Genomic DNA, 18,447 nt, shown 5'->3' on the forward strand with positions numbered 1-18,447 from the left:
GTGGGGATGATGTTGCCGAACGAGCTCGTCTGGGTGATGGAGAAGCTCGGGTTCGAGTGGCCGGACATCGACGAAGACGAGCTTCGTCGCGGAGCGGGCATGGTGCGCGTGTTCCGCGACGACCTCGAGAACAAGCTCCAGGTGATGGACCGCAAGGTGAACGGCGACCTCGCCGCGGCCATGCGCGGTCAGGCCGGCCCCGCATACGTCGCGGCGTGGAACTCCAACCGCTCCCAGAACCTCGAGAAGCTGCTCGACATCCTCGGTCCCGTGCCGACCGGTGTCGACATCGCGGCGGACGCCGTCTTCGCCCTGAAGATGAAGGTCATCGTCGACGTGACGACGACGCTGATCGCGCTCGTGGGCATGCTGACGAACCCGATCACGGCCCTCGGCGCCGGCCCGATGCTCCTCATCAAGAAGAAGCTCCTCAACGCGGCCGTCGACATCGCGATCGAGCAGGTGCTGAACCAGGTCCTGCCGATGGTCATCGAGCCGCTCGCGCAGGAGCTTCCCGTCATCATCATGGCCGCCCTCGACTCTCCCATCGTGGAGTCGGTCGTCGGCGACACGGACGAGTTCTACGCCGACCTGCAGGCGCTCGAGCAGGCGCAGGGCGAGATGGAGCAGCACGCTGCGGACGTCGAGACCATCACCGAGCGTCTGATGTCGGATCTTGCGAGCCTCAACATCGGAGGGGATTGACGATGAGTATCGGGAAGGCCGTCATCCGGCCGCTCAAGGACGCCCTCGACGACATGCCCGTGCACGTGCGCCAGCTGTCGGAGATGTTCCGCAGGCACGGGCAGAAGCAGAACCGCAACACGAGCGGTGTGAGCGACCTGGACGCCACCGACGTGCCGTCGCCGCTGCAGAACGGCTGGAAGCCCGACGGCTGGACGCCGAACGACGTCCTCGGAGCAGGGAAGGGCGGCCGACCGGATCCGGGCGACTACCTCGACGGCGACTACGTCCGCGACCACCTGGACCAGTTCGCCGAGGGCGCCACGCGCTTCTATCGCAAGGGGAGCCTCGACGACTGGGGGCCGGGCAACAACGGGACGACGTACGTGTTCCCGACCGACCAGCTGCAGAACGTCATCGACCGTTCCGCGACCCCGCAGGACCTCGCGAACACGCTGGGCCTTCCGGAGAACTTCTTCGACGGCGCAGACGTCGAACTGCGTGACTTCGCCCCGCACGAGCTCGACGGTCTGCGGATGCCGTCCGGCAACGAGGGTGGCACGGACGTCGACAAGTGGATTCCGGGCGGCTATCTGCCGAGCGGCATCCCGGAGGCTGTGATCGACATCCCCGAGACGTCCACGGGCCTCAAGAACGGCGAGTTCCGCCCGACCAACTGGCCCGGCAGTCCGCGCGACTTCACATTCGGAGCGCGCTGATCCATGGAACTCGACCGGGACGTGCACCGGGACGCGGCATCCGCGTTCGGCCCCGCATCCGCGACGGCAGGCGCCCTCCTCCCGTTCGAGGGTCGCTCATCCCTCATCCAACCGGGTGGTCCGCCCGCAGGGGCGGTGGAGGCCCGCACGGACGGCTGGGCGGCGCCGGAGCTTCCGGTGCTCGTGCGCGGAGAGGCGAGGATCCTCCCGCTCGGATGGCTCGGCGACCTTGACAGCGCCGAGCGCGGCGTCACAGCCGAGGAGATCGCGGCCTTCGCGTCGCAGGTCCAGGATGCCGGGATGCACTGGGCCGGCCCGTGGCGAGTGCTCTCGCTCGCCGAGGAGCGGGCCGACAGTATCGGCTCGTACATAGCGGCGCTTCGCGACGCGGGGGCGACGGATGTCGACTGCTGGACGCTCTCGGACGCGATGGGTCTCGCACTCGTGCGAGCCGGGGCGGAGGACGAGGGCACGAGGTCGCTCGCGCTGCACATCGTGCCCGCCGGGTGGGTCTCGGAGCCCCGGGCCGGTAAGCCCGTGCGCGGGATCGACGTCGGCTGGTCGTGGGCCGACGTGATCGCGCTCCGCGCGGCTGACTAGTCTGGAAAGACACTGAGGAGAGGGTCGGGATCCATGACGGATGTCTTCGGGGATGCAGCGGCGAGCGTGGTCCCACGGATCTATGGCGCGAGCGAGCTCGGAGTCCTCTCGCTGACCGCTCCGGGAGACATCCATCCCCGCGTCGAGTACATCGGCGGTGAGATCTTCGTGGGCCTCGACGCAGACGGGCTCGCGATCACCCGCGCACAGGCCGAGACGGCGGGTCGTCCCTTCGATGAGCTCGTGGCCGAATCCGTCGCGTCGGTCGACGACCTGCCCGATCCTGTCGACGGCGCGGTCATCGTCGAGCAGGAGGCGCTTGCGGCCGCGCTGCTCGTCGATCCCTCGCGCATCGCGGCGGTGGGCCTCACGGGAGATCGCGTCGTCTTCGCTCTGTCGCGGGACACGCTCGTGATCGTCGGCGCGGATGACGAGGCAGCATTCGGACGCGTCCTCGACCTCGCCGAGACGCTGTACGACGCGGGCGGACCGCTCGTGAGCGCGCACCCCATTGTTCTGGCCGACGGTGCGTGGGCACCCTTCCCTTGGAGAGAGCGCTTCACCGCGCTCCAGCTGCGCATCGAGCGCGTGCTGCGGCTCTTCAGCGTGCGTGCCTACGAGGCACAGGGCGTCGTTCTCGCGCGACCCGACGTCCACATCGCCGACCCGAAGATCCACGTGCGCGAGGACGGCGTCACGCTGACCTTCGCCGCGTGGCCGCAGGGGACGGCGACGCTCCTGCCCGTCGTCGACAACGTCATGATCGCGAATCCCGCGGGCACTCTGAGCGTGACGACGATGGATGAGTTCCTCGACGCCGCCGGCGATGCGGTCGTGCGGACGGGGCTCTCGCCGTTGCGCTACTTCGTTCCCGGCGAGCCGCCGCGCTGAGTCGCCCCACGTACGACGTGATCGTCCTCCCCTGGGAAGTGCTACCCATGGTCGGTTCGCGCCGCGCTCCGTAGATTCGAGCCAGGAGGTGGAGCCGTGGGGATGATGTTGCCGAACGAGCTCGTCTGGGTGATGGAGAAGCTCGGGTTCGAGTGGCCGGACATCGACGAGGACGAGGTCACCAAGGGCGCCGTCCTGGTGCGCAACCTCGGGACGGACCTGGAGAACGCGATCCAGGCCGTCGACCGCAAGATGAACGGAGACATCGCGGCGGCGATGCGCGGCCAGACGGGCCCTGCGACTCTGGGCGCGTGGAACACCAACCGGTCGCAGAACCTGCAGAAGCTGGTCGACCTCATGCCGCCTGCGGCGATCGCGATGGATGTCGGGGCCGGCGCGATCCTCGCGCTGAAGATGAAGGTCATCGTCGATGTCACCACGACGCTGATCGCGCTCGTGGGCATGCTGACGAACCCGATCACGGCCGTCGGCGCCGGCCCGATGCTCATCATCAAGAAGAAGCTCCTCAACGCGGCGGTCGACATCGCCGTCGAGCAGCTGCTGAACCAGCTGCTCCCCATGGCGATCGAGCCGATGTCGCAGCAGCTGCCCGCGATCATCGACGCGATCCTCGACGCTCCGATGGTGGAGGCGGGCGTGGGCGACTCGGACGAGTTCTACGCGGATCTGCAGGCGCTGGAAGACGCGCAGTCGACGATGAAGCAGCATGGGGCCGACATCCAGAGCGTGACCTCGACGTTCTTCGCCGAGTTCTCGGCACTCGACTTCGGAGGCGACGACTGATGTCGTCGATCAAGCCGGTCATCCGGGAGCTCCGTGAGGCGGTGCTCGACGGCATGGCGCACGGCAAGGAGAGGCTCCACCAGCTCACCGACAACATGAACGACCACTTCGACGACGTGGTCCGTCAGGTGCGCGACAAGGACAAGTTCGACGAGACGGTGACGACGCGAGGTCGGAACGAGAAGGTCACCACGTGGGACCCCGAGACCGGCCGGCCCGTCTCGGAGCGCGGTCAGATCAACGAGGACTTCGGCGGATCGGACCGCGGAGACAACGCGACCGCGGTCGGCAACATGGGCGAGGCGACGGATGACGGCGGCCACCTCGGCGCCCATCGCTTCTACGGCGACACGCCTGACGAGGGCATCGTGCCCCAGGCATCCAACCTCAACCGCGGCGCCTGGAAGCGGATGGAGAACGAGTGGGCGGACTGGGTGGACGCGGGCTATCGCGTGGACTACACCGTCGACGTCTACCCGCCCGGCGCGGTTCGCCCTGATAGCTTCGAAGTCGAGTACACGGTGTCGAATCCGGAGACCGGTCAGGTCGCGTATCGCAACTGGCCGAGCTTCTGGAACGAAGCCGGCGAGACCTTCGACCGCGTCTCACGCGGCGACATGCCGAGTCTGTGAATCCCACCAGAAGGAGCTCCATGTCCCAGGACGCCACCGCCGATCTGATCCGCGCGCTGATCGAGAACATGCGGGGAGCGGGTGAGGGCTGGGCCTCGTTCGCGATGGTCATCGACCTTGCCGGCGGCCGCATCAGCGGCACGCACGGCTATGCGTACGCGCCCGACGGCACGAGTGCGGCAGTGGCGTCGCGGCCGTCCGGCGTCAAGCCCGCGCTCGACGCCTACCTCGAGAGCACGTATCGGCCCGAGCAGGAGCCGCCGATCAAGATCCTCGTGCAGTTCGAGCGCGCTTCGGGCACGTACGAGGTGACGTTCGAGGATGACGACTCCGCGCGCTGGAAGGTGACACCGGCGAACATCGACCGCATGGCCGAGGAGCTGCGCCCCGCGTTCGGTTGAGCCGTGCTCCGGCATCCTCCTGGCAGAATGGCGCCGAGGGGGAGTACACGTGACCGATGTGAATGAGGATGCGGGAATCGAGCGCGGAGTCGCCGAGGAGGCGACGAGGGTCGCACCGCTGAGGTTGGAGTTCGCCGGAGAATGGCACGATCTGCCGACGGATCGACCGTTCATCATCGGGCGCGAGGGTGACCTCGAGATCGACGACAACCCGTACCTGCATCGGCACTTCCTCGAGCTCCAGCATCGTGACGGGCTGTGGTGGCTGGCCAACGTCGGCGTCCTGCTCGCCGCGACCATCTCGAGCGCCGGCGGTGCGGTCCAGTCCTGGCTCTCACCCGGTGCGCGCATGCCGCTCGTGTTCGAGAGGAGCGTCATCGTCTTCACTGCGGGGCCGGTCACCTACGAGCTGAGCCTCCACACGGAGGAGGCGCCCTACGAGGTGTCCCGTCAGGTGCAGGAGTCGATGAGCGGAGAGACCACCGTCATGCCGGCGAGCTTCACGCCGCTGCAGAAGCAGCTCATGGTCGCCCTCGCCGAGCCGATGCTGCGACGCGAGGGTGTGAGCATGAACGAGCTGCCCTCCTCGAGCGCGGCCGCCCAGCGGCTCGGATGGACCATGAGCAAGTTCAACCGCAAGCTGGACAACGTCTGCGACAAGCTCGATCGCATGGGCGTCCAGGGACTGCGCGGGGGAGCCGGCAAGCTCGCGACCAACCGCCGCGCGCGACTGGTCGAGTACGCCGTGACGTCCCACGTCGTGACCCGCGCCGACCTGCCGCTCCTCGACGACGCGACGCTGCGCAATCAGGTGGACTCGGACGCCGACTGACAGCCTGTCATCACGCCTTGCGTGGTCAGACCACAGTGGATAATGTGGTCTGACCACAAAGGAGTCGCGTGAGCGAAGCAACCCGCGCCTGGCGCACCGTGCTCGAGAGCATCGAGGCCGATCTGCTCGACGGCCGTCTCGGCCCGGGCGATCGCCTGCCCTCCGAACGCGACCTGTCGGCGTCGCTCGGCGTCGGTCGTTCGAGCGTGCGCGAGGCTCTGCGGGTCCTCGAGGTCATGGGCCTCATCCGCACCGGCACGGGCTCGGGGCCCAACGCCGGGGCCATCATCACCGCCACGCCCCAAGGCGGGCTGTCGGCGGTCCTGCGGCTCCAGGTCGCCGCGCACGGCTTCCCGCTCGACGACGTGGTCGCGACGCGACTCGTGCTCGAGACGGCCGTCGTCGCGGCCGTGGCGCAGGCGTCCGATCCCGCGACCCGCGATGCGCGGGTCGTGCTCGAAGCCATGGAGCAGACCGACCTCACCCCCGCCGAATTCCTGGCCCTCGATGCGCAGCTGCACCTCGCGCTGGCCGAGGCATCCGGCAATCAGGTCATCGCCGCGACGATGACCGGCCTGCGCACGGCCATCGAGTCCTACGTGCAGCAGGGCGCCGAGAAGATCCCGGACTGGGATGCCACGGCCGCTCGCCTCCGCGCGGAGCACCGCGCGCTGCTCGATGCCGTCGACGCCCGCGACGCGGCGCTCGCGCGCACCCTCGTCCACGCCCACATCACCGGCTACTACGCCGAAGCGGGCCTCGCCCGCACCGCCGTCTGAGAAGGAAGAACCATGGTCCAGCGCCAACTCCCCAAGGTCTCGGAGCTCCTCGAGCTCATGCAGTTCAAGAAGCCCGAGCTCGACGGCCGCAAGCGACGGCTCGACGGCGCTCTGACGATCTACGACCTCCGCACGATCGCCAAGCGCCGCACACCGAAGGCCGCCTTCGACTACACCGACGGCGCCGCCGAGGGCGAGCTGTCGCTCTCGCGGGCGCGTCAGGCCTTCGAGGACATCGAGTTCCACCCCGACATCCTCCGACCCGCGGCCGAGGTCGACATGTCGACGGAGATCCTCGGCGGCCCGTCGGCGCTGCCCTTCGGCATCGCGCCGACGGGGTTCACGCGTCTGATGCAGACCGAAGGCGAGACGGCGGGGGCAGGAGCAGCGGGTGCCGCCGGCATCCCGTTCACGCTCTCCACGCTGGGCACGACCTCGATCGAGGACGTCAAGAGGGCCAACCCCCACGGGCGAAACTGGTTCCAGCTCTACGTCATGCGCGACCGCGACATCTCGTACGGACTCGTCAAGCGCGCCGCCGCGGCGGGCTTCGACACCCTGCAGTTCACCGTCGACACGCCGGTCGCCGGCGCCCGCCTGCGCGACAAGCGCAACGGGTTCGCGATCCCGCCGCAGCTCACCGTCGGCACGATCGTCAACGCCATCCCGCGGCCGTGGTGGTGGATCGACTTCCTCACGACCCCCAAGCTCGAGTTCGCGTCCCTCTCGACGACGGGCGGCACGGTGGGCGAGCTTCTCAACGCCGCGATGGACCCGACGATCAGCTTCGACGACCTCGAGATCATCCGCGAGCTCTGGCCCGGCAACATCGTCGTGAAGGGCGTGCAGAACGTCGAGGACTCCAAGAAGCTCGTCGACCTCGGCGTCGACGGCATCATCCTGTCCAACCACGGCGGGCGTCAACTCGACCGCGCGCCGATCCCGTTCCACCTGCTGCCGAAGGTCGTGCGCGAAGTGGGGAAGGATGCCACGGTCATGATCGACACGGGCATCATGAACGGTGCCGACATCGTGGCATCCATCGCCCTCGGCGCGAAGTTCACGCTCATCGGCCGCGCGTACCTCTACGGCCTCATGGCGGGGGGGCGCCAGGGCGTCGACCGCACGATCGACATCCTGCGCACCGAGATCGAGCGCACGATGAAGCTGCTGGGCGTCTCGTCGCTCGCCGAGCTCGAGCCGCGCCACGTGACGCAGCTCTCGCGGCTCATGCCGGTGGGTCAGACCGCTCCGGCGCGCGCGCCGCGAGCTCGCGCCGCCGCGAAGAGCTAGGAGCGCGCGGGGAGGGTGGGGATGAGCGCCTCGAGGAACTCCGCGGTCTCCTCCCACCCCTCGACGGCATGGCACTCGACGCCCATGGCGAGCACGGGATAGTCGTTGCCATCGGGATCGAGGCGATCGCCGACGAAGAGCATGTCATCGAGCGGGATGCCGGTCTGCTCGGCGAGCTTGTTCATGCCGTACGCCTTGTCGATGCCGCGGTGGGTGATGTCGACCGAGGTCGACCCGCCGGAGCGCACCTCGAGATCCGGGATCCGCTCGGCGACGGCGGCGCGCAGCGCGCTCTTCTTCGCGCCCGTCGGGTCCCATGCGACCTTCGCCTCGAGCGGGGCACGCTGACCGAGCGCCGAGAACGTGATCTGGGAGCCGCGGTCCTCGAGGATGTCGCCCCACGTCTCGGACTCCCACAGGCCGAGGCGCTGGGCTTCCTGCTCGACGGCCGCGAGAACGCGGGCCTTCTCGTCGTCGGTGAGCGACAGGGCGTAGACCGTCTCGATCCCCTCGGCGCCGATGCGGTAGTACTGGGTGCCGCACGTGGGCATGAGGTGGAAGCGCGCGGAGACGGATGCCGCGGCATCCGGCAGCCTGTCGACGACCTGTGTCGTGAACTGCGCGAGCTGCCCACCCGAGATGATCGCGACCTCGACTCGGCGTGCGAGCTCGACGAGCAGGTCGCCGATGCGGGGATCGATCGCGCTCTTGGAGGGAGCGAGGGTGTCGTCCAAGTCGAACGCGACGAGACGGGGAGTGGTCAAGGGGCTGCTCCTCTCTGCGCGAAAGGCCCCACCTCGCGGTGGAGCCTCTCTTGAGTCGGGGTGACAGGATTTGAACCTGCGGCCTCTTCGTCCCGAACGAAGCGCGCTACCAAGCTGCGCCACACCCCGTCGCCGTTCTCACGGCAACCCCACGAGTCTACCCGATCCGTGCGGTCTGTCCGTCCATGGGCAGGAGTGTGAGGAAGGATGCCTCGGGCCGGCAGGCGAAGCGGACCGGCGCGTAGATGGAGTGTCCGAGCCCTGCGCTGACGTTGAGCGGCACCGTCCGGCCGGCGTGCGTCCACTCGCTGAGGCCGCGAGCCTGGGGGAGCGGGATGTCGCAGTTCGCGACAAGTGCACCGTAGCCGGGGAGGCGCACCTGACCGCCGTGCGTGTGGCCGGCGAAGATCGCGTCGGCACCCAGGTCGACGAAGGAGTCCAGGACGCGGCGGTAGGGGGCGTGGCTGACGCCGATCGTCAGCTGTGCCTCGCCCGTCGTGCGCAGGCGCTCCAGGGGGCCGGGAAGCGCCTCGAGGCGATCCCAGTGGCGGTGCGCGTCGCTCACACCGAAGGCATCCACGCGGCGGCCGCCGACGTCGAGCGATCCGACGGCGTTGTTGAGATCGAGCCACCCGAGTTCTTCGCGCAAGTATGCATCGAGCGCGTCGGTGTCGAGCGGCTCCTCGGCCGAATGCGACTTCGACGGGCCGGTGAAGTACTTGACGGGATTGCGCGGGGCGGGGGCCGCATGGTCGTTCGAGCCGTGCACGAAGACGCCGGGCACGCCGCGCAGCGGATCGAAAGCGCGGCGGAGCCCGTCGAGGCCGTCGAGGTGCCCCATGTTGTCGCCCGTGTTGACGACGAGATCGGGCTGCAGCTCTGCGAGCGCCGCGATCCACCGCTGCTTGCGCCGCTGCCACGGCGCCATGTGGGCGTCGGAGAGATGCAGCACCGTCATGCGCGGCGAGCCGGGGGGCAGGACCTTGATCTCGTGGGTGCGCAGGGTGAAGAGGTAGCGCTCGATGCCGATGCCCCAGACGGCGGCGCCGACGCCGACCGCCCCCACCGCTGCGACAGCGGTGAGGGCGGCTCGTCGACCAGAGGTCATCCGCACTCGCGCGCGGAGTAGTTCACCGAGATCTGGGCGTTCCGGTTGGTGACGGTGCCCGCGGCGGGATCGGTGCCCGTGACCTTCTCCGTGCCGGGATCGAGCTTCTCGTCCTTCGTGCAGGTGCCCTTCGCGACCTTGCCGAATCCGGCGGCGTTGAGGGTGCTGCGGGCGCTGTCGTAGGTGCCGGACACCGCCGGTACCGCCAAGCCCTCGCCGTTGCTCGGGGAGATCGTGATCGGTGATCCGCCGCCCACCTTGCCCGCGCCCGGGTTCTGCACGGCGATGATCCCGGGGGCCTCGGTCGAGTCGACGGGCGCGCCGACCGTGACCTCGAACCCGAGATCGGTGAGGATCTTCGTCCCCTCCTCGACGCTCTTGCCGACGACCGAGGGGAGATCGGTCAGCACCTGGCGGATGAGCTGGGAATCAGGGCCGGGGAAGTTGTCGCCGCCGAAGAGGCTGTTCGCGGCGCCCTGGACCTCACGCGCGAGCGTGTAGCGGATGTTGTTGAGTCCGCGGCTGAAGAGGTTCGTCTCGCCGATCGACTGGCCGACCCAGACGGCCGTGGCGACCCTGGTGCTCGACTCGACGAGCCACGTCTGCAGCTGCTCGTGCGTACCAGTCTTGCCGAGCACCGGCGCGTTGCGCGCGTTGCCGGCCGTACCGGTTCCGCCGGTCATCACGCCTTCGAGGGCGTAAGCCGCAGTGGCCGCGACCTTCGGGTCGAGGACCGGGGTGCACGTGCGTTCGGGCTTGGCGATCTCGTTGCCTTCGCTGTCGGTCACCTTGTCGATGGCCGTGGGCTGGCAGTAGGTGCCGCCGTTGGCGACCGTCGCGTACGCCGACGCCATGGCCATGGGCGAAACCGCATCCGAGCCGATGACCTCGTTGATCTTGTCCATCGGGATCTCTTTCCCGTTGCCCATCGTCACGCCCATCTTCTTGACGACCTTCGCGATGTCGCAGAGGTCGAGCTGAAGCGCCATGGCGACGTACCCCGAGTTGAGCGACGTCCGGGTGAAGTCCATCGGGGTGCTCACGCGGCCGTTGCCCTGTCCGAAGTTGTTCGGCTTCCAGTTGGAGTCGTTGACCCAGTCGCCCGAGCAGCTGTTGGTCGCCTTCTTGGGCGGACGCACGGTGCCGTTGATGACCTCGTTGAGCGAGTGCCCCTGCTCGAGCCACGTCACCAGCGTGAAGAGCTTGAACGTCGATCCGACGGAGAAGCCCTGCGATCCGCCGAACTTCGAGTCACCCGCGTACACGATGCTCGAATAGGCGGGATCGCCCGTGTCCGCGCCGTCGCGGAAGATCGTGTTCTGCGTGATCTGCAGGATGCGGCCGGTGGATGCCTCGAGGCTGACGGTCGCGGCGCCGAACCTCATGTCCACGACGGCGGGCTCGGTGTTGATCGCCATGGAGTCCGTGGCGGCGCGCTGCAGGTTCCAGTCGAGCGTCGTGTAGATGTTGAGGCCGCCGCGACGCAGGGTCTCGCTGCGCTCCTCGGCCGTCTCGCCGAAGGCCGGGTCGTTCTCGACGACGCTGCGCACGTACTGGCAGAAGTACTCGGCACCGACGGCTGCCGCGCAGCCGGTCTTGGCCGGGGTGATCACGGGAGCGATGGGCGCGATGACGGCCTCGACGTACTGATCGTGGGTGATCTTGCCGTCGGCCTGCATGCGGCTGAGCACGTAGAGCTGGCGGCCCTTCGTCGAGCTGTAGGGGTCGGCCGCCGCGAGGTACTGCTCCTCGGTGATCGTGCCGTCGTTCAGGAGCTCCTTCAGCGGGCCGAACATCGACTCGTTGATGTCGGAGATGTCACCGTCGGCAGCCTTGTTGTACATGACGGTGCCGTCGGAGTTGGAGAACGATCCGCCCGCCTTGTCGATGCGGTACGTGTTCGGGTTCTGGACCATGCCCGCCAGCGTGGCGGCCTGCGCGATGGTGAGGTCCGCCGACGAGACGCCGAAGTAGTACTTGGCCGCTGCGTCGATGCCGTAGGTCTGGCCGCCGAAGTTGGCGATGTTGAGGTAGCCGAGCAGGATGTCGTTCTTCGAGTACTTCTGCTCGAGCGAGATCGCGTAGCGCATCTCCTGGAGCTTGCGCTGGATGCCCTCCGTGCCGGTCGAGTTCGTCGCGTCGTTCCAGCACGCGGCGTTGATCTTCTCGCGCTCTGCGACGAGCTCGTCGCCCGTCGGTGCGACGACCGGCTGGCCCGTCTCCTCGGCCGCCTTCTCGGCCGCGGCGGTGAGCGTCTCGCGTGCCTTGTCGTCGGCGGTCGCCTCGCACTTCTGCACGAGGATGTTCTTGACGTACTGCTGGCTGATCGACGAGCCGCCCTGCGTCTCGCCGCCGCCGCGCAGGTTCGACAGGATGGCGCGAGTGGTGCCGATGAGGTCGACGCCGCCGTGCTGGTAGTACCGGGGGTCCTCCGACGAGAGGATGGCGTCGAACATGACCGGCGAGATCTCGTCGAATTCGACGGGGGAGCGGTTCTGGTCGTACCACTGGGTGAGGGGCTGATACTCGCCGGAGGCGGGGTCCACCGCCCAGGCGGTCGTGGGGAGCATGAGCTGCTCGGGGTCGAGCGCGCTCGGCAGATTGTCGAACATCGTGATGGCGCTCGAGGCCGCATAGCCGGACACGGCGATGGCCGGAGTGACGGTCGCGGTGATGAGGACGCCGGCGACTGCGCTCAGACCGACGAGGCCGGCGAGACCGCCGAGCACACCGCTGGTCGTTCGTTTCGTATCAGGCATAGGCTAGATCGTAAGGGAGATACCTGGGCGAAACCCCGATGCGACGCCGCCCTGGCAGCTGTTTCCCGGTCTCACCAGGACTCGATTCGCCTCGGGTCCGCGCCCTCCGAGGAGTCCGAATGACGACGTGGGAGTACCTCACGACGCCCCTGCTCATCCACAACACCGCAGCGATCCTCAACAACTGGGGCAAGCAGGGGTGGGAGCTCGTCCAGGTCGTACCCGGGCCCGAGGGCGGCCTCGTCGCCTATTTCAAGCGCCCGTCCGGCGGCGGTTCCGCGAATGCGGGACTGGATGCCGCGGCCGTCGCCGCACGTCAGTTCGGGGAGTGAGCAGATGACCGTCTCCGAGCGTCTCGCCGAACTCGGCATCGAGCTTCCGTCGGTCGTGCCGCCGGTCGCCGCATACGTCCCGGCGAAGGTCCACGGCGACCTCGTCTACACCGCGGGCCAGCTGCCCATGGTCGACGGCTCCCTGCCCGCGACGGGCAAGGTCGGCGACGGCGAAGGGCTCGTCCCCGCCGCCGACGCCACCGCGTACGCCCGCCAGTGCGCGCTCAATGCGATCGCCGCCGCTGCGGCCGCCGCCGGTGGCGTGGACCGCCTGACCGGCGTGCTGAAGGTCACCGGGTTCGTGGCATCCATCCCCGAATTCACCGGCCAGCCGGGCGTCGTCAACGGTGCGAGCGAGCTGCTCGGCGAGGTCTTCGGCGAGTCCGGCAGGCACGCGCGCTCCGCCGTGGGCGTGCCCGTGCTCCCGCTCGACTCGCCCGTCGAGGTCGAGGTCGTCTTCACCCACGCGTGACGAGGATGGATGCCGCGGGGGCGCGGCATCCATCGTCCCGCTATCTCACCTGCGCGCTGATGACGGACATGACAGCCGTGTCGGCGAGAGTCGTCGTGTCGCCGACCTCGCGGCCCTCCGCGACATCCCGCAGCAGGCGCCGCATGATCTTGCCCGAGCGGGTCTTGGGGAGCTCCTCGACGATGTAGACGTCGCGCGGACGCGCGATCGGGCCGATCTGCTCGCCGACCCACGCGCGGAGCGTCTGCGCGAGGCCGTCGGGGGAGTTCGCCGCGAGGTAGCTCTGCTTGATGATGACGAAGGCGGCGACGGCCTGCCCCGTCGTCTCGTCGGAGGCGCCGACCACCGCCGCCTCGGCGACCGCCTCGTTCGCGACGAGGGCGGACTCGATCTCGGTCGTCGACAGGCGGTGGCCCGAGACGTTCATGACGTCGTCGACGCGGCCGAGGAACCAGACGTCCCCGTCGTCGTCGAGGCGCGCACCGTCGCCCGCGAAGTAGAAGCCCTGCTTCTGGAACTTCTCCCAGTACGTCTCGACGAACCGCTCGGGGTCGCCCCAGATGCCGCGGAGCATGCTGGGCCACGGCTTCGTGATGACGAGGAGACCGCCGTTGCCGTTTCCGACGTGCGTGCCGTCCTCGTCGACGACGTCGATCGCGATGCCCGGGAGCGGCACCTGCGCGGAGCCGGGCTTCGTCTCGGTCACGCCCGGAAGGGCGGAGATCATCATCGCGCCCGTCTCGGTCTGCCACCACGTGTCGACGATCGGGGTCGTCGTGCCGCCGATGATCTGGCGGTACCACATCCACGCCTCGGGGTTGATGGGTTCCCCCACCGAGCCCAGCAGCCGCAGCGACGAGAGGTCGAACCTGGCGGGGATCGCACGTCCGAGCTTCATGAAGGAGCGGATGGCCGTGGGCGCCGTGTAGAGGATCGTCACGCCGTACTTCTCCACGAGCTCCCACCACCGGCCGGGGTGCGGGGTGTCGGGCGTGCCCTCGTACAGCACCTGCGTCGTGCCGTTCGCGAGCGGACCGTACGTCACGTAGCTGTGGCCCGTGACCCAGCCGATGTCGGCCGTGCACCAGAAGACGTCCGTCTCGGGGTGGATGTCGTGCACGACCCTGTGGGTGAACGCCGCCTGCGTGAGGTAGCCGCCCGACGTGTGCAGGATGCCTTTGGGCTTACCGGTCGTGCCCGATGTGTAGAGGATGAAGAGCGGGTTCTCGGCGGGGAAGGGCTGCGCCTCGTGGTCGCCGGATGCCTGCGGCACGACGTCGTGCCACCACACGTCGCGCCCCTCGGTCCAGTCGACATCGTTGTTCCCGCGCTGTACGACCAGGACGTGCTCGACCGTCTCCTGCACGCCCGAGCCGTTGCGGTCGGCGAGCGCCATGTCCACGGCGGGCTTGAGCGGGGACACCTTGCCCTTGCGGTATCCGCCGTCGGCCGTGATGACGAGCTTCGCGCCGGCGTCGTCGATGCGCGAGCGCAGGCTGTCGGCCGAGAAGCCGCCGAAGACGACGGAGTGGATGGCGCCGATGCGCGCGACGGCGAGCATGGCCGCGATGGCCTCGGGGATCATCGGCATGTAGATCGCGACGCGGTCGCCGTGGCCGATCCCGAGGTCGCCCAGCACGTTCGACAGGCGCTTGACCTCGTCGGTGAGCTCGGCGTAGGTGACCCTGCGCTCGTCTCCGGGTTCGCCCTCCCACAGGAGCGCGACGCGGTCGCCGTTGCCGGCCTCGACGTGGCGGTCGAGGCAGTTGTACGCGACGTTGAGCTCGCCGTCGTCGAACCACTTCGCGAAGGGCGGCGTCGACCAGTCGAGCACTTCGGTGAAGGGCTTGTGCCAGTGCAGGGCGCGCGCCTGATCGGCCCAGAACGCCTCTCGATCGGTCTCGGCCTCGGCGTACAGCTCCTTCGTCGCGACGGCGGCGGCGGCGAACTCGTCGGAGGGTGCGAAGCGGCGGTCCTCGGTGAACAGGTGGTCGATCTGGCTGCTCGTGGTGTCGGTCACGATGCGCGCTCCTTTGCGGCGTGGGAAGGATGCCGGAGTCCGGCGAGCTTGCGTGAAATCTACTGAGCGGTCCCTCGGCGGACTACCTCCGATAGTGGGTGGAGCGCGTTGTTGAACTCAGGCTGATATATCAGTTCAGAGTGTGCCGAGTTTGTTTGGACGGCCACCCCTTCTCGCATATGCTGTCCCTCGGCCGAACATTTCGATTCTGGCATTGCGACACCCCGACTCACCCCCCCGAACCGTGGTGTTGCGCGTGGCGGCATCCCATTCCCCCCATGGGATGCCGCCCCTCTTTGTTCCGGGCCGCTTTCCCGGGTCCTCGTGCGCTCCTCCCCAGGCGCTTCCGTCGCGAGGTCGTCCACGGCTGACCGCTCTTGCCTCCGGTGCACGCGGGAGCGCGCCTAGCGTCGAGGGATGCCGCCCGCCTTCGTCGTCCAGCCGCGAACAGCCGCGGCGCACCCCGCCGATGCGCCGGTGCGTCCGAGGGTCGCTCGGGCGTGGCATCCGGCACTCGCATCGCTCGCCGAGTATCTCGACGATCCCGACGTCACCGATGTCTTCATCAACGGCGAGCGCGGGCTCTTCGTCGATCGGGGAGCGGGGGCGATCGCGGTGCCGCACTGGCGCGCGAGCGCCGATGACGTCCGCGATCTCGCCGTGCAGCTCATCGGGGCGGGTGGGCGCCACATCGACGACGCGGCTCCCGCCGTCGACGTGCGGCTCGACGGCGGGCTGCGCGTGCATGCGGTCCTCCCGCCGATCGCGACCGAGGGGACGGCGATCTCGATCCGCGTCCCACGGTTCGAGCACGCGACGCTCGACGATCTGCAGGGGCGCGGCATGTTCGACGCCGAGACCCGGGCGCGGCTCGACGACGTGGTCGTGCGACGCGCGAACATCCTCGTCACGGGCGCTGCGGGAGCGGGGAAGACGACGCTGCTGGCCGCTCTGCTCGCCTCCGCGGAGCCGAGTCAGCGCATCGTCACGATCGAAGACGTCGCCGAGCTGCGGATCGCGCACCCGCACCATGTGCGGCTCGAGGCACGGCAGGCGAACCTCGAGGGCGCGGGCGGACTCGATCTCGCGCGGCTCGTGCGCGAAGCGCTGCGCATGCGCCCCGATCGACTCGTCGTGGGGGAGTGCCGCGGCGCCGAGCTGCGAGAGCTCCTCTCAGCACTCAACACCGGTCACGACGGCGGCGCCGGCACACTGCACGCGAACGGTCTCGCCGACGTGCCCGCACGGCTCGAGGCGCTGGGCGCGCTCGCCGACCTCTCTCCGCACGCCCTCGCGCGTCAGGTCTGCAGCGCGATCGGCGTCATCGCGCACGTCGAACGATCGGCCGACGGCGTGCGAAGGCTCGCGGGGATGGGGCGGCCGCTGCTCGCCTCCGACGGACGACTCGCGATCGAGGAGTGCGCATGAGAGGGTTTCGTCCGAGGATGCACCGGGACGCCGCACCCGAGCTCGCGGTGGTGGCCGAGACCCTGCTCCAGCTCGCCGTCCTGCTGCAGGCGGGGCTCGCCCCGGCGCGGGCGTGGACCCACCTCGCCGACACCGGCGATCCCGTCGCCCAGAGCGTGCGCAGCGGGCTCGACGAGGGCATCCCCCTGTCCGACGCGATCGGGCGCGCGTCGCCGCCGCCGGGCCCGTGGCACGAGGTGGCGGCGGCATGGCGGGTCGCGACGACGGTCGGCGCTCCGCTGGCCGACGCCCTCCGGTCCCTCGCCGAGGCGCTGCGCGATGCCCAGCGGACGAGGGATGACGTGCGGATCGCCCTCGCAGAGCCGGCGGGCACGGCGCGACTGCTCGCGTGGCTGCCGCTCGTCGCGGTCGGGCTCGGTGCGCTGCTCGGCTTCGACACCCTCGCCGTGCTGGTGGCGAGTCCGATGGGCATCGCGTGCCTGGTCGCGGGAGCCGTGCTCATCCTGGCCGCACGCCGCTGGACCGGCGCGCTGGTCCAGCGCGCACGGGCGCAGGACGCCGTTCCCGGTCTCGATGCCGACGTCCTCGCGATCGCACTCAGCGGCGGTGCCTCGATCGACCGCGCGCGCACCCTCGTGACGGCGGCGACCGGCGCGCCGGTCGATCCATCGACGGACTCCGTGCTCGCTCTCTCGCGCTCCGCCGGTGTCCCGGCCGTGGAACTCCTCCGTGCGGCCGCCTCGCTCGCACGTCATCGCGCGCGGGTCGACGGACGACTCCGCGCCGCGCGCCTCTCGTCCCGGCTCCTCCTGCCGCTCGGCGTGTGCACGCTGCCCGCCTTCCTCCTCCTCGGCGTCGCGCCGATGCTCCTCAGCGTCGTTTCGACCGTGCCGCTGAGCCTCTGACCGTGCCCATCCTCCCTTCACACAGAACGGTGCTCTTCATGTTCGATCTCGGTATCACCCCGCTCCCGACCCCGTCGCTGCGCGGCCCGCTCCTCGCCCGCGTGCTCGCGGGCGCGTCCGCACCCACGACCGGCCCGAACCGTCTGCCGCCGCTCACCCGCGGTCGCGCGCTCCGGCTCTTCGCACCCGTGAGCAGGCGCCGCAGTGCCTCCCTCCTCGACGACACCGGAGCCGCGACGGCCGAGTACGCGATCGCCACCATGGCGGCGGTCGCCTTCGCGGGACTCCTCGTCGTGATCATGAAGTCCGACGAGGTGCGCGGCATCCTGACCGATCTCGTCCGCCGCGCGCTCACGGTCGCGTGAGCGCGCGCCGCCGCCTGGGCGACCGCGGATCGGTCGTCGCCGAGTTCGCCGTGGCGCTGCCTGCGGTCGTCCTGGTGCTGCTGCTCGGCGCCGGCGCGCTCGGCGTGGCCTCACGGCACGTTCGACTGCAGGATGCCGCGGCCGACGCCGCTCGCCTGGCGGCGCGCGGCGAGCCCGATGCCCGGGTGCACGACGCGGTCGCAGCCGCTGCGGCCGGCGCGGTCGCGGGGATCGAGTATCGCGGTGATCTCGTCTGCGTCACGGCGTCGGCGAACGCGGTGCTCCCCGTGCGGGTCTCGGCGACGAGCTGTGCGCTCGCGGGAGGCTGGTGATGCCCGGCTCGATGCTCTCGGTCGGCGTCGCCGCCGCCGCAGCGGTCCTCGCCGTCGGGCTCACCGCGGTCGGCGCGGCCGCTGTGTTCGGACAGCGGCTCGCGGGAGCGGCCGATGCCGCGGCGCTGGCCGCGGCGGATGCCGCGTCCGGAGCGGTCTCGGGGGTGCCGTGCGAGCGCGCCGCCGAGGTGGCGGCGGCGTCGGGAGCTTCCTTGCAGACGTGCGACGTCGTCGACCTCATCGCCACGGTGACCGTCGGCGGGGCGTTCGGCGTCCTTCCCGCGCAGGCATCGGCACGAGCGGGACCGCCCTCGTGAACCGCTCGAG

General features: G+C 69.6%; 21 protein-coding genes and 1 tRNA gene. 17 read left to right on the forward strand and 5 right to left on the reverse strand.

The features are described 5' to 3' along the window. Nucleotides 1-6 precede the first annotated feature (6 nt). The 10 genes from ACTIFV_RS06240 (at nt 7) to ACTIFV_RS06285 (ending at nt 7,635) form a co-directional block, all read left to right on the forward strand. Entirely contained in the window at nt 7-705 is a 699-nt protein-coding gene (locus ACTIFV_RS06240) for a hypothetical protein (RefSeq protein WP_439591914.1), read from the forward strand. Between the two features lie 2 nt (nt 706-707). Next, complete coding sequence (locus ACTIFV_RS06245) at nt 708-1,403, forward strand: hypothetical protein (protein WP_439591915.1); 696 nt, start codon at nt 708-710, stop codon at nt 1,401-1,403. Nucleotides 1,404-1,406: 3 nt separating this feature from the next. Further along, on the forward strand, nt 1,407-2,003 hold the full coding sequence (locus ACTIFV_RS06250) for a hypothetical protein (RefSeq protein ID WP_439591916.1): 597 nt from the start codon (nt 1,407-1,409) through the stop codon (nt 2,001-2,003). 33 nt (nt 2,004-2,036) lie between these two features. After that, entirely contained in the window at nt 2,037-2,894 is an 858-nt protein-coding gene (locus ACTIFV_RS06255) for a hypothetical protein (RefSeq protein ID WP_439591917.1), read from the forward strand. A gap of 102 nt (nt 2,895-2,996) precedes the next feature. Beyond that, nucleotides 2,997-3,698, forward strand: a complete 702-nt coding sequence (locus tag ACTIFV_RS06260; protein ID WP_439591918.1) for a hypothetical protein — start codon at nt 2,997-2,999, stop codon at nt 3,696-3,698. Then, complete coding sequence (locus ACTIFV_RS06265; RefSeq protein ID WP_439591919.1) at nt 3,698-4,330, forward strand: DNA/RNA non-specific endonuclease; 633 nt, start codon at nt 3,698-3,700, stop codon at nt 4,328-4,330. Before ACTIFV_RS06260 ends, ACTIFV_RS06265 begins: the two co-directional genes overlap by 1 nt. 20 nt (nt 4,331-4,350) lie before the next feature. After that, on the forward strand, nt 4,351-4,731 hold the full coding sequence (locus tag ACTIFV_RS06270) for a hypothetical protein (RefSeq protein WP_439591920.1): 381 nt from the start codon (nt 4,351-4,353) through the stop codon (nt 4,729-4,731). A 58-nt stretch (nt 4,732-4,789) separates the two neighbouring features. Continuing rightward, nucleotides 4,790-5,563 carry a hypothetical protein gene (locus tag ACTIFV_RS06275; RefSeq protein ID WP_439592300.1) on the forward strand — a complete coding sequence of 258 codons (774 nt, stop codon included), beginning with the start codon at nt 4,790-4,792 and terminating at the stop codon, nt 5,561-5,563. Nucleotides 5,564-5,631: 68 nt separating this feature from the next. Then, nucleotides 5,632-6,342 (forward strand): FadR/GntR family transcriptional regulator, encoded by a 711-nt coding sequence (locus ACTIFV_RS06280; protein WP_439591921.1) that lies wholly within the window; start codon nt 5,632-5,634, stop codon nt 6,340-6,342. A 12-nt stretch (nt 6,343-6,354) separates the two neighbouring features. Beyond that, the gene (locus ACTIFV_RS06285; RefSeq protein WP_439591922.1) at nt 6,355-7,635 is read left to right on the forward strand and encodes an alpha-hydroxy acid oxidase; all 1,281 of its coding nucleotides are present in this window, start codon (nt 6,355-6,357) and stop codon (nt 7,633-7,635) included. Here ACTIFV_RS06285 and ACTIFV_RS06290 read toward each other — a convergent pair. The 4 genes from ACTIFV_RS06290 to ACTIFV_RS06305 all read right to left on the reverse strand — a co-directional run bounded on the left by ACTIFV_RS06290 (nt 7,632) and on the right by ACTIFV_RS06305 (nt 12,266). Further along, complete coding sequence (locus ACTIFV_RS06290) at nt 7,632-8,399, reverse strand: HAD-IIB family hydrolase (RefSeq protein ID WP_439591923.1); 768 nt, start codon at nt 8,397-8,399, stop codon at nt 7,632-7,634. The genes ACTIFV_RS06285 and ACTIFV_RS06290 overlap by 4 nt on opposite strands. Before the next feature lie 55 nt (nt 8,400-8,454). After that, nucleotides 8,455-8,528: transfer RNA gene (locus ACTIFV_RS06295), tRNA-Pro, on the reverse strand. 28 nt (nt 8,529-8,556) lie between these two features. Beyond that, the gene (locus ACTIFV_RS06300; protein ID WP_439591924.1) at nt 8,557-9,507 is read right to left on the reverse strand and encodes a metallophosphoesterase; all 951 of its coding nucleotides are present in this window, start codon (nt 9,505-9,507) and stop codon (nt 8,557-8,559) included. After that, nucleotides 9,504-12,266 (reverse strand): transglycosylase domain-containing protein, encoded by a 2,763-nt coding sequence (locus ACTIFV_RS06305; RefSeq protein ID WP_439591925.1) that lies wholly within the window; start codon nt 12,264-12,266, stop codon nt 9,504-9,506. Before ACTIFV_RS06305 ends, ACTIFV_RS06300 begins: the two co-directional genes overlap by 4 nt. A 119-nt stretch (nt 12,267-12,385) precedes the next feature. Here ACTIFV_RS06305 and ACTIFV_RS06310 point away from each other — a divergent pair, with 119 nt between their 5' ends. Beyond that, nucleotides 12,386-12,598: a hypothetical protein gene (locus tag ACTIFV_RS06310; protein ID WP_439591926.1), complete on the forward strand. Its 213-nt coding sequence runs from the start codon at nt 12,386-12,388 to the stop codon at nt 12,596-12,598. Nucleotides 12,599-12,602: 4 nt separating this feature from the next. Then, entirely contained in the window at nt 12,603-13,070 is a 468-nt protein-coding gene (locus ACTIFV_RS06315) for a RidA family protein (protein ID WP_439591927.1), read from the forward strand. Between the two features lie 40 nt (nt 13,071-13,110). Here the strand turns inward: ACTIFV_RS06315 and acs are convergent, their stop codons facing one another. Next, a complete protein-coding gene (gene acs, locus ACTIFV_RS06320; RefSeq protein ID WP_439591928.1) occupies nt 13,111-15,090 on the reverse strand; it encodes an acetate--CoA ligase in 1,980 nt (659 codons plus the stop codon). A gap of 417 nt (nt 15,091-15,507) precedes the next feature. On the opposite strand from acs, the gene ACTIFV_RS06325 reads away from it, so the two are divergent. From ACTIFV_RS06325 to ACTIFV_RS06345, 5 genes are read left to right on the forward strand one after another with little or no spacing between them, the layout of a single operon-like run. After that, a complete protein-coding gene (locus ACTIFV_RS06325) occupies nt 15,508-16,518 on the forward strand; it encodes a TadA family conjugal transfer-associated ATPase (RefSeq protein ID WP_439591929.1) in 1,011 nt (336 codons plus the stop codon). Nucleotides 16,519-16,535: 17 nt separating this feature from the next. Then, nucleotides 16,536-17,423: a type II secretion system F family protein gene (locus tag ACTIFV_RS06330; RefSeq protein ID WP_439591930.1), complete on the forward strand. Its 888-nt coding sequence runs from the start codon at nt 16,536-16,538 to the stop codon at nt 17,421-17,423. A gap of 38 nt (nt 17,424-17,461) precedes the next feature. After that, complete coding sequence (locus ACTIFV_RS06335) at nt 17,462-17,788, forward strand: DUF4244 domain-containing protein (protein ID WP_439591931.1); 327 nt, start codon at nt 17,462-17,464, stop codon at nt 17,786-17,788. Beyond that, complete coding sequence (locus ACTIFV_RS06340) at nt 17,785-18,120, forward strand: TadE family type IV pilus minor pilin (protein ID WP_439591932.1); 336 nt, start codon at nt 17,785-17,787, stop codon at nt 18,118-18,120. Before ACTIFV_RS06335 ends, ACTIFV_RS06340 begins: the two co-directional genes overlap by 4 nt. After that, entirely contained in the window at nt 18,120-18,437 is a 318-nt protein-coding gene (locus ACTIFV_RS06345; RefSeq protein ID WP_439591933.1) for an Rv3654c family TadE-like protein, read from the forward strand. The genes ACTIFV_RS06340 and ACTIFV_RS06345 overlap by 1 nt, the downstream gene beginning before the upstream one ends. Nucleotides 18,438-18,447 lie beyond the last annotated feature (10 nt).

This window comes from Microbacterium sp., from assembly GCF_051860965.1.
In the GTDB taxonomy this organism is placed as follows: domain Bacteria; phylum Actinomycetota; class Actinomycetes; order Actinomycetales; family Microbacteriaceae; genus Microbacterium.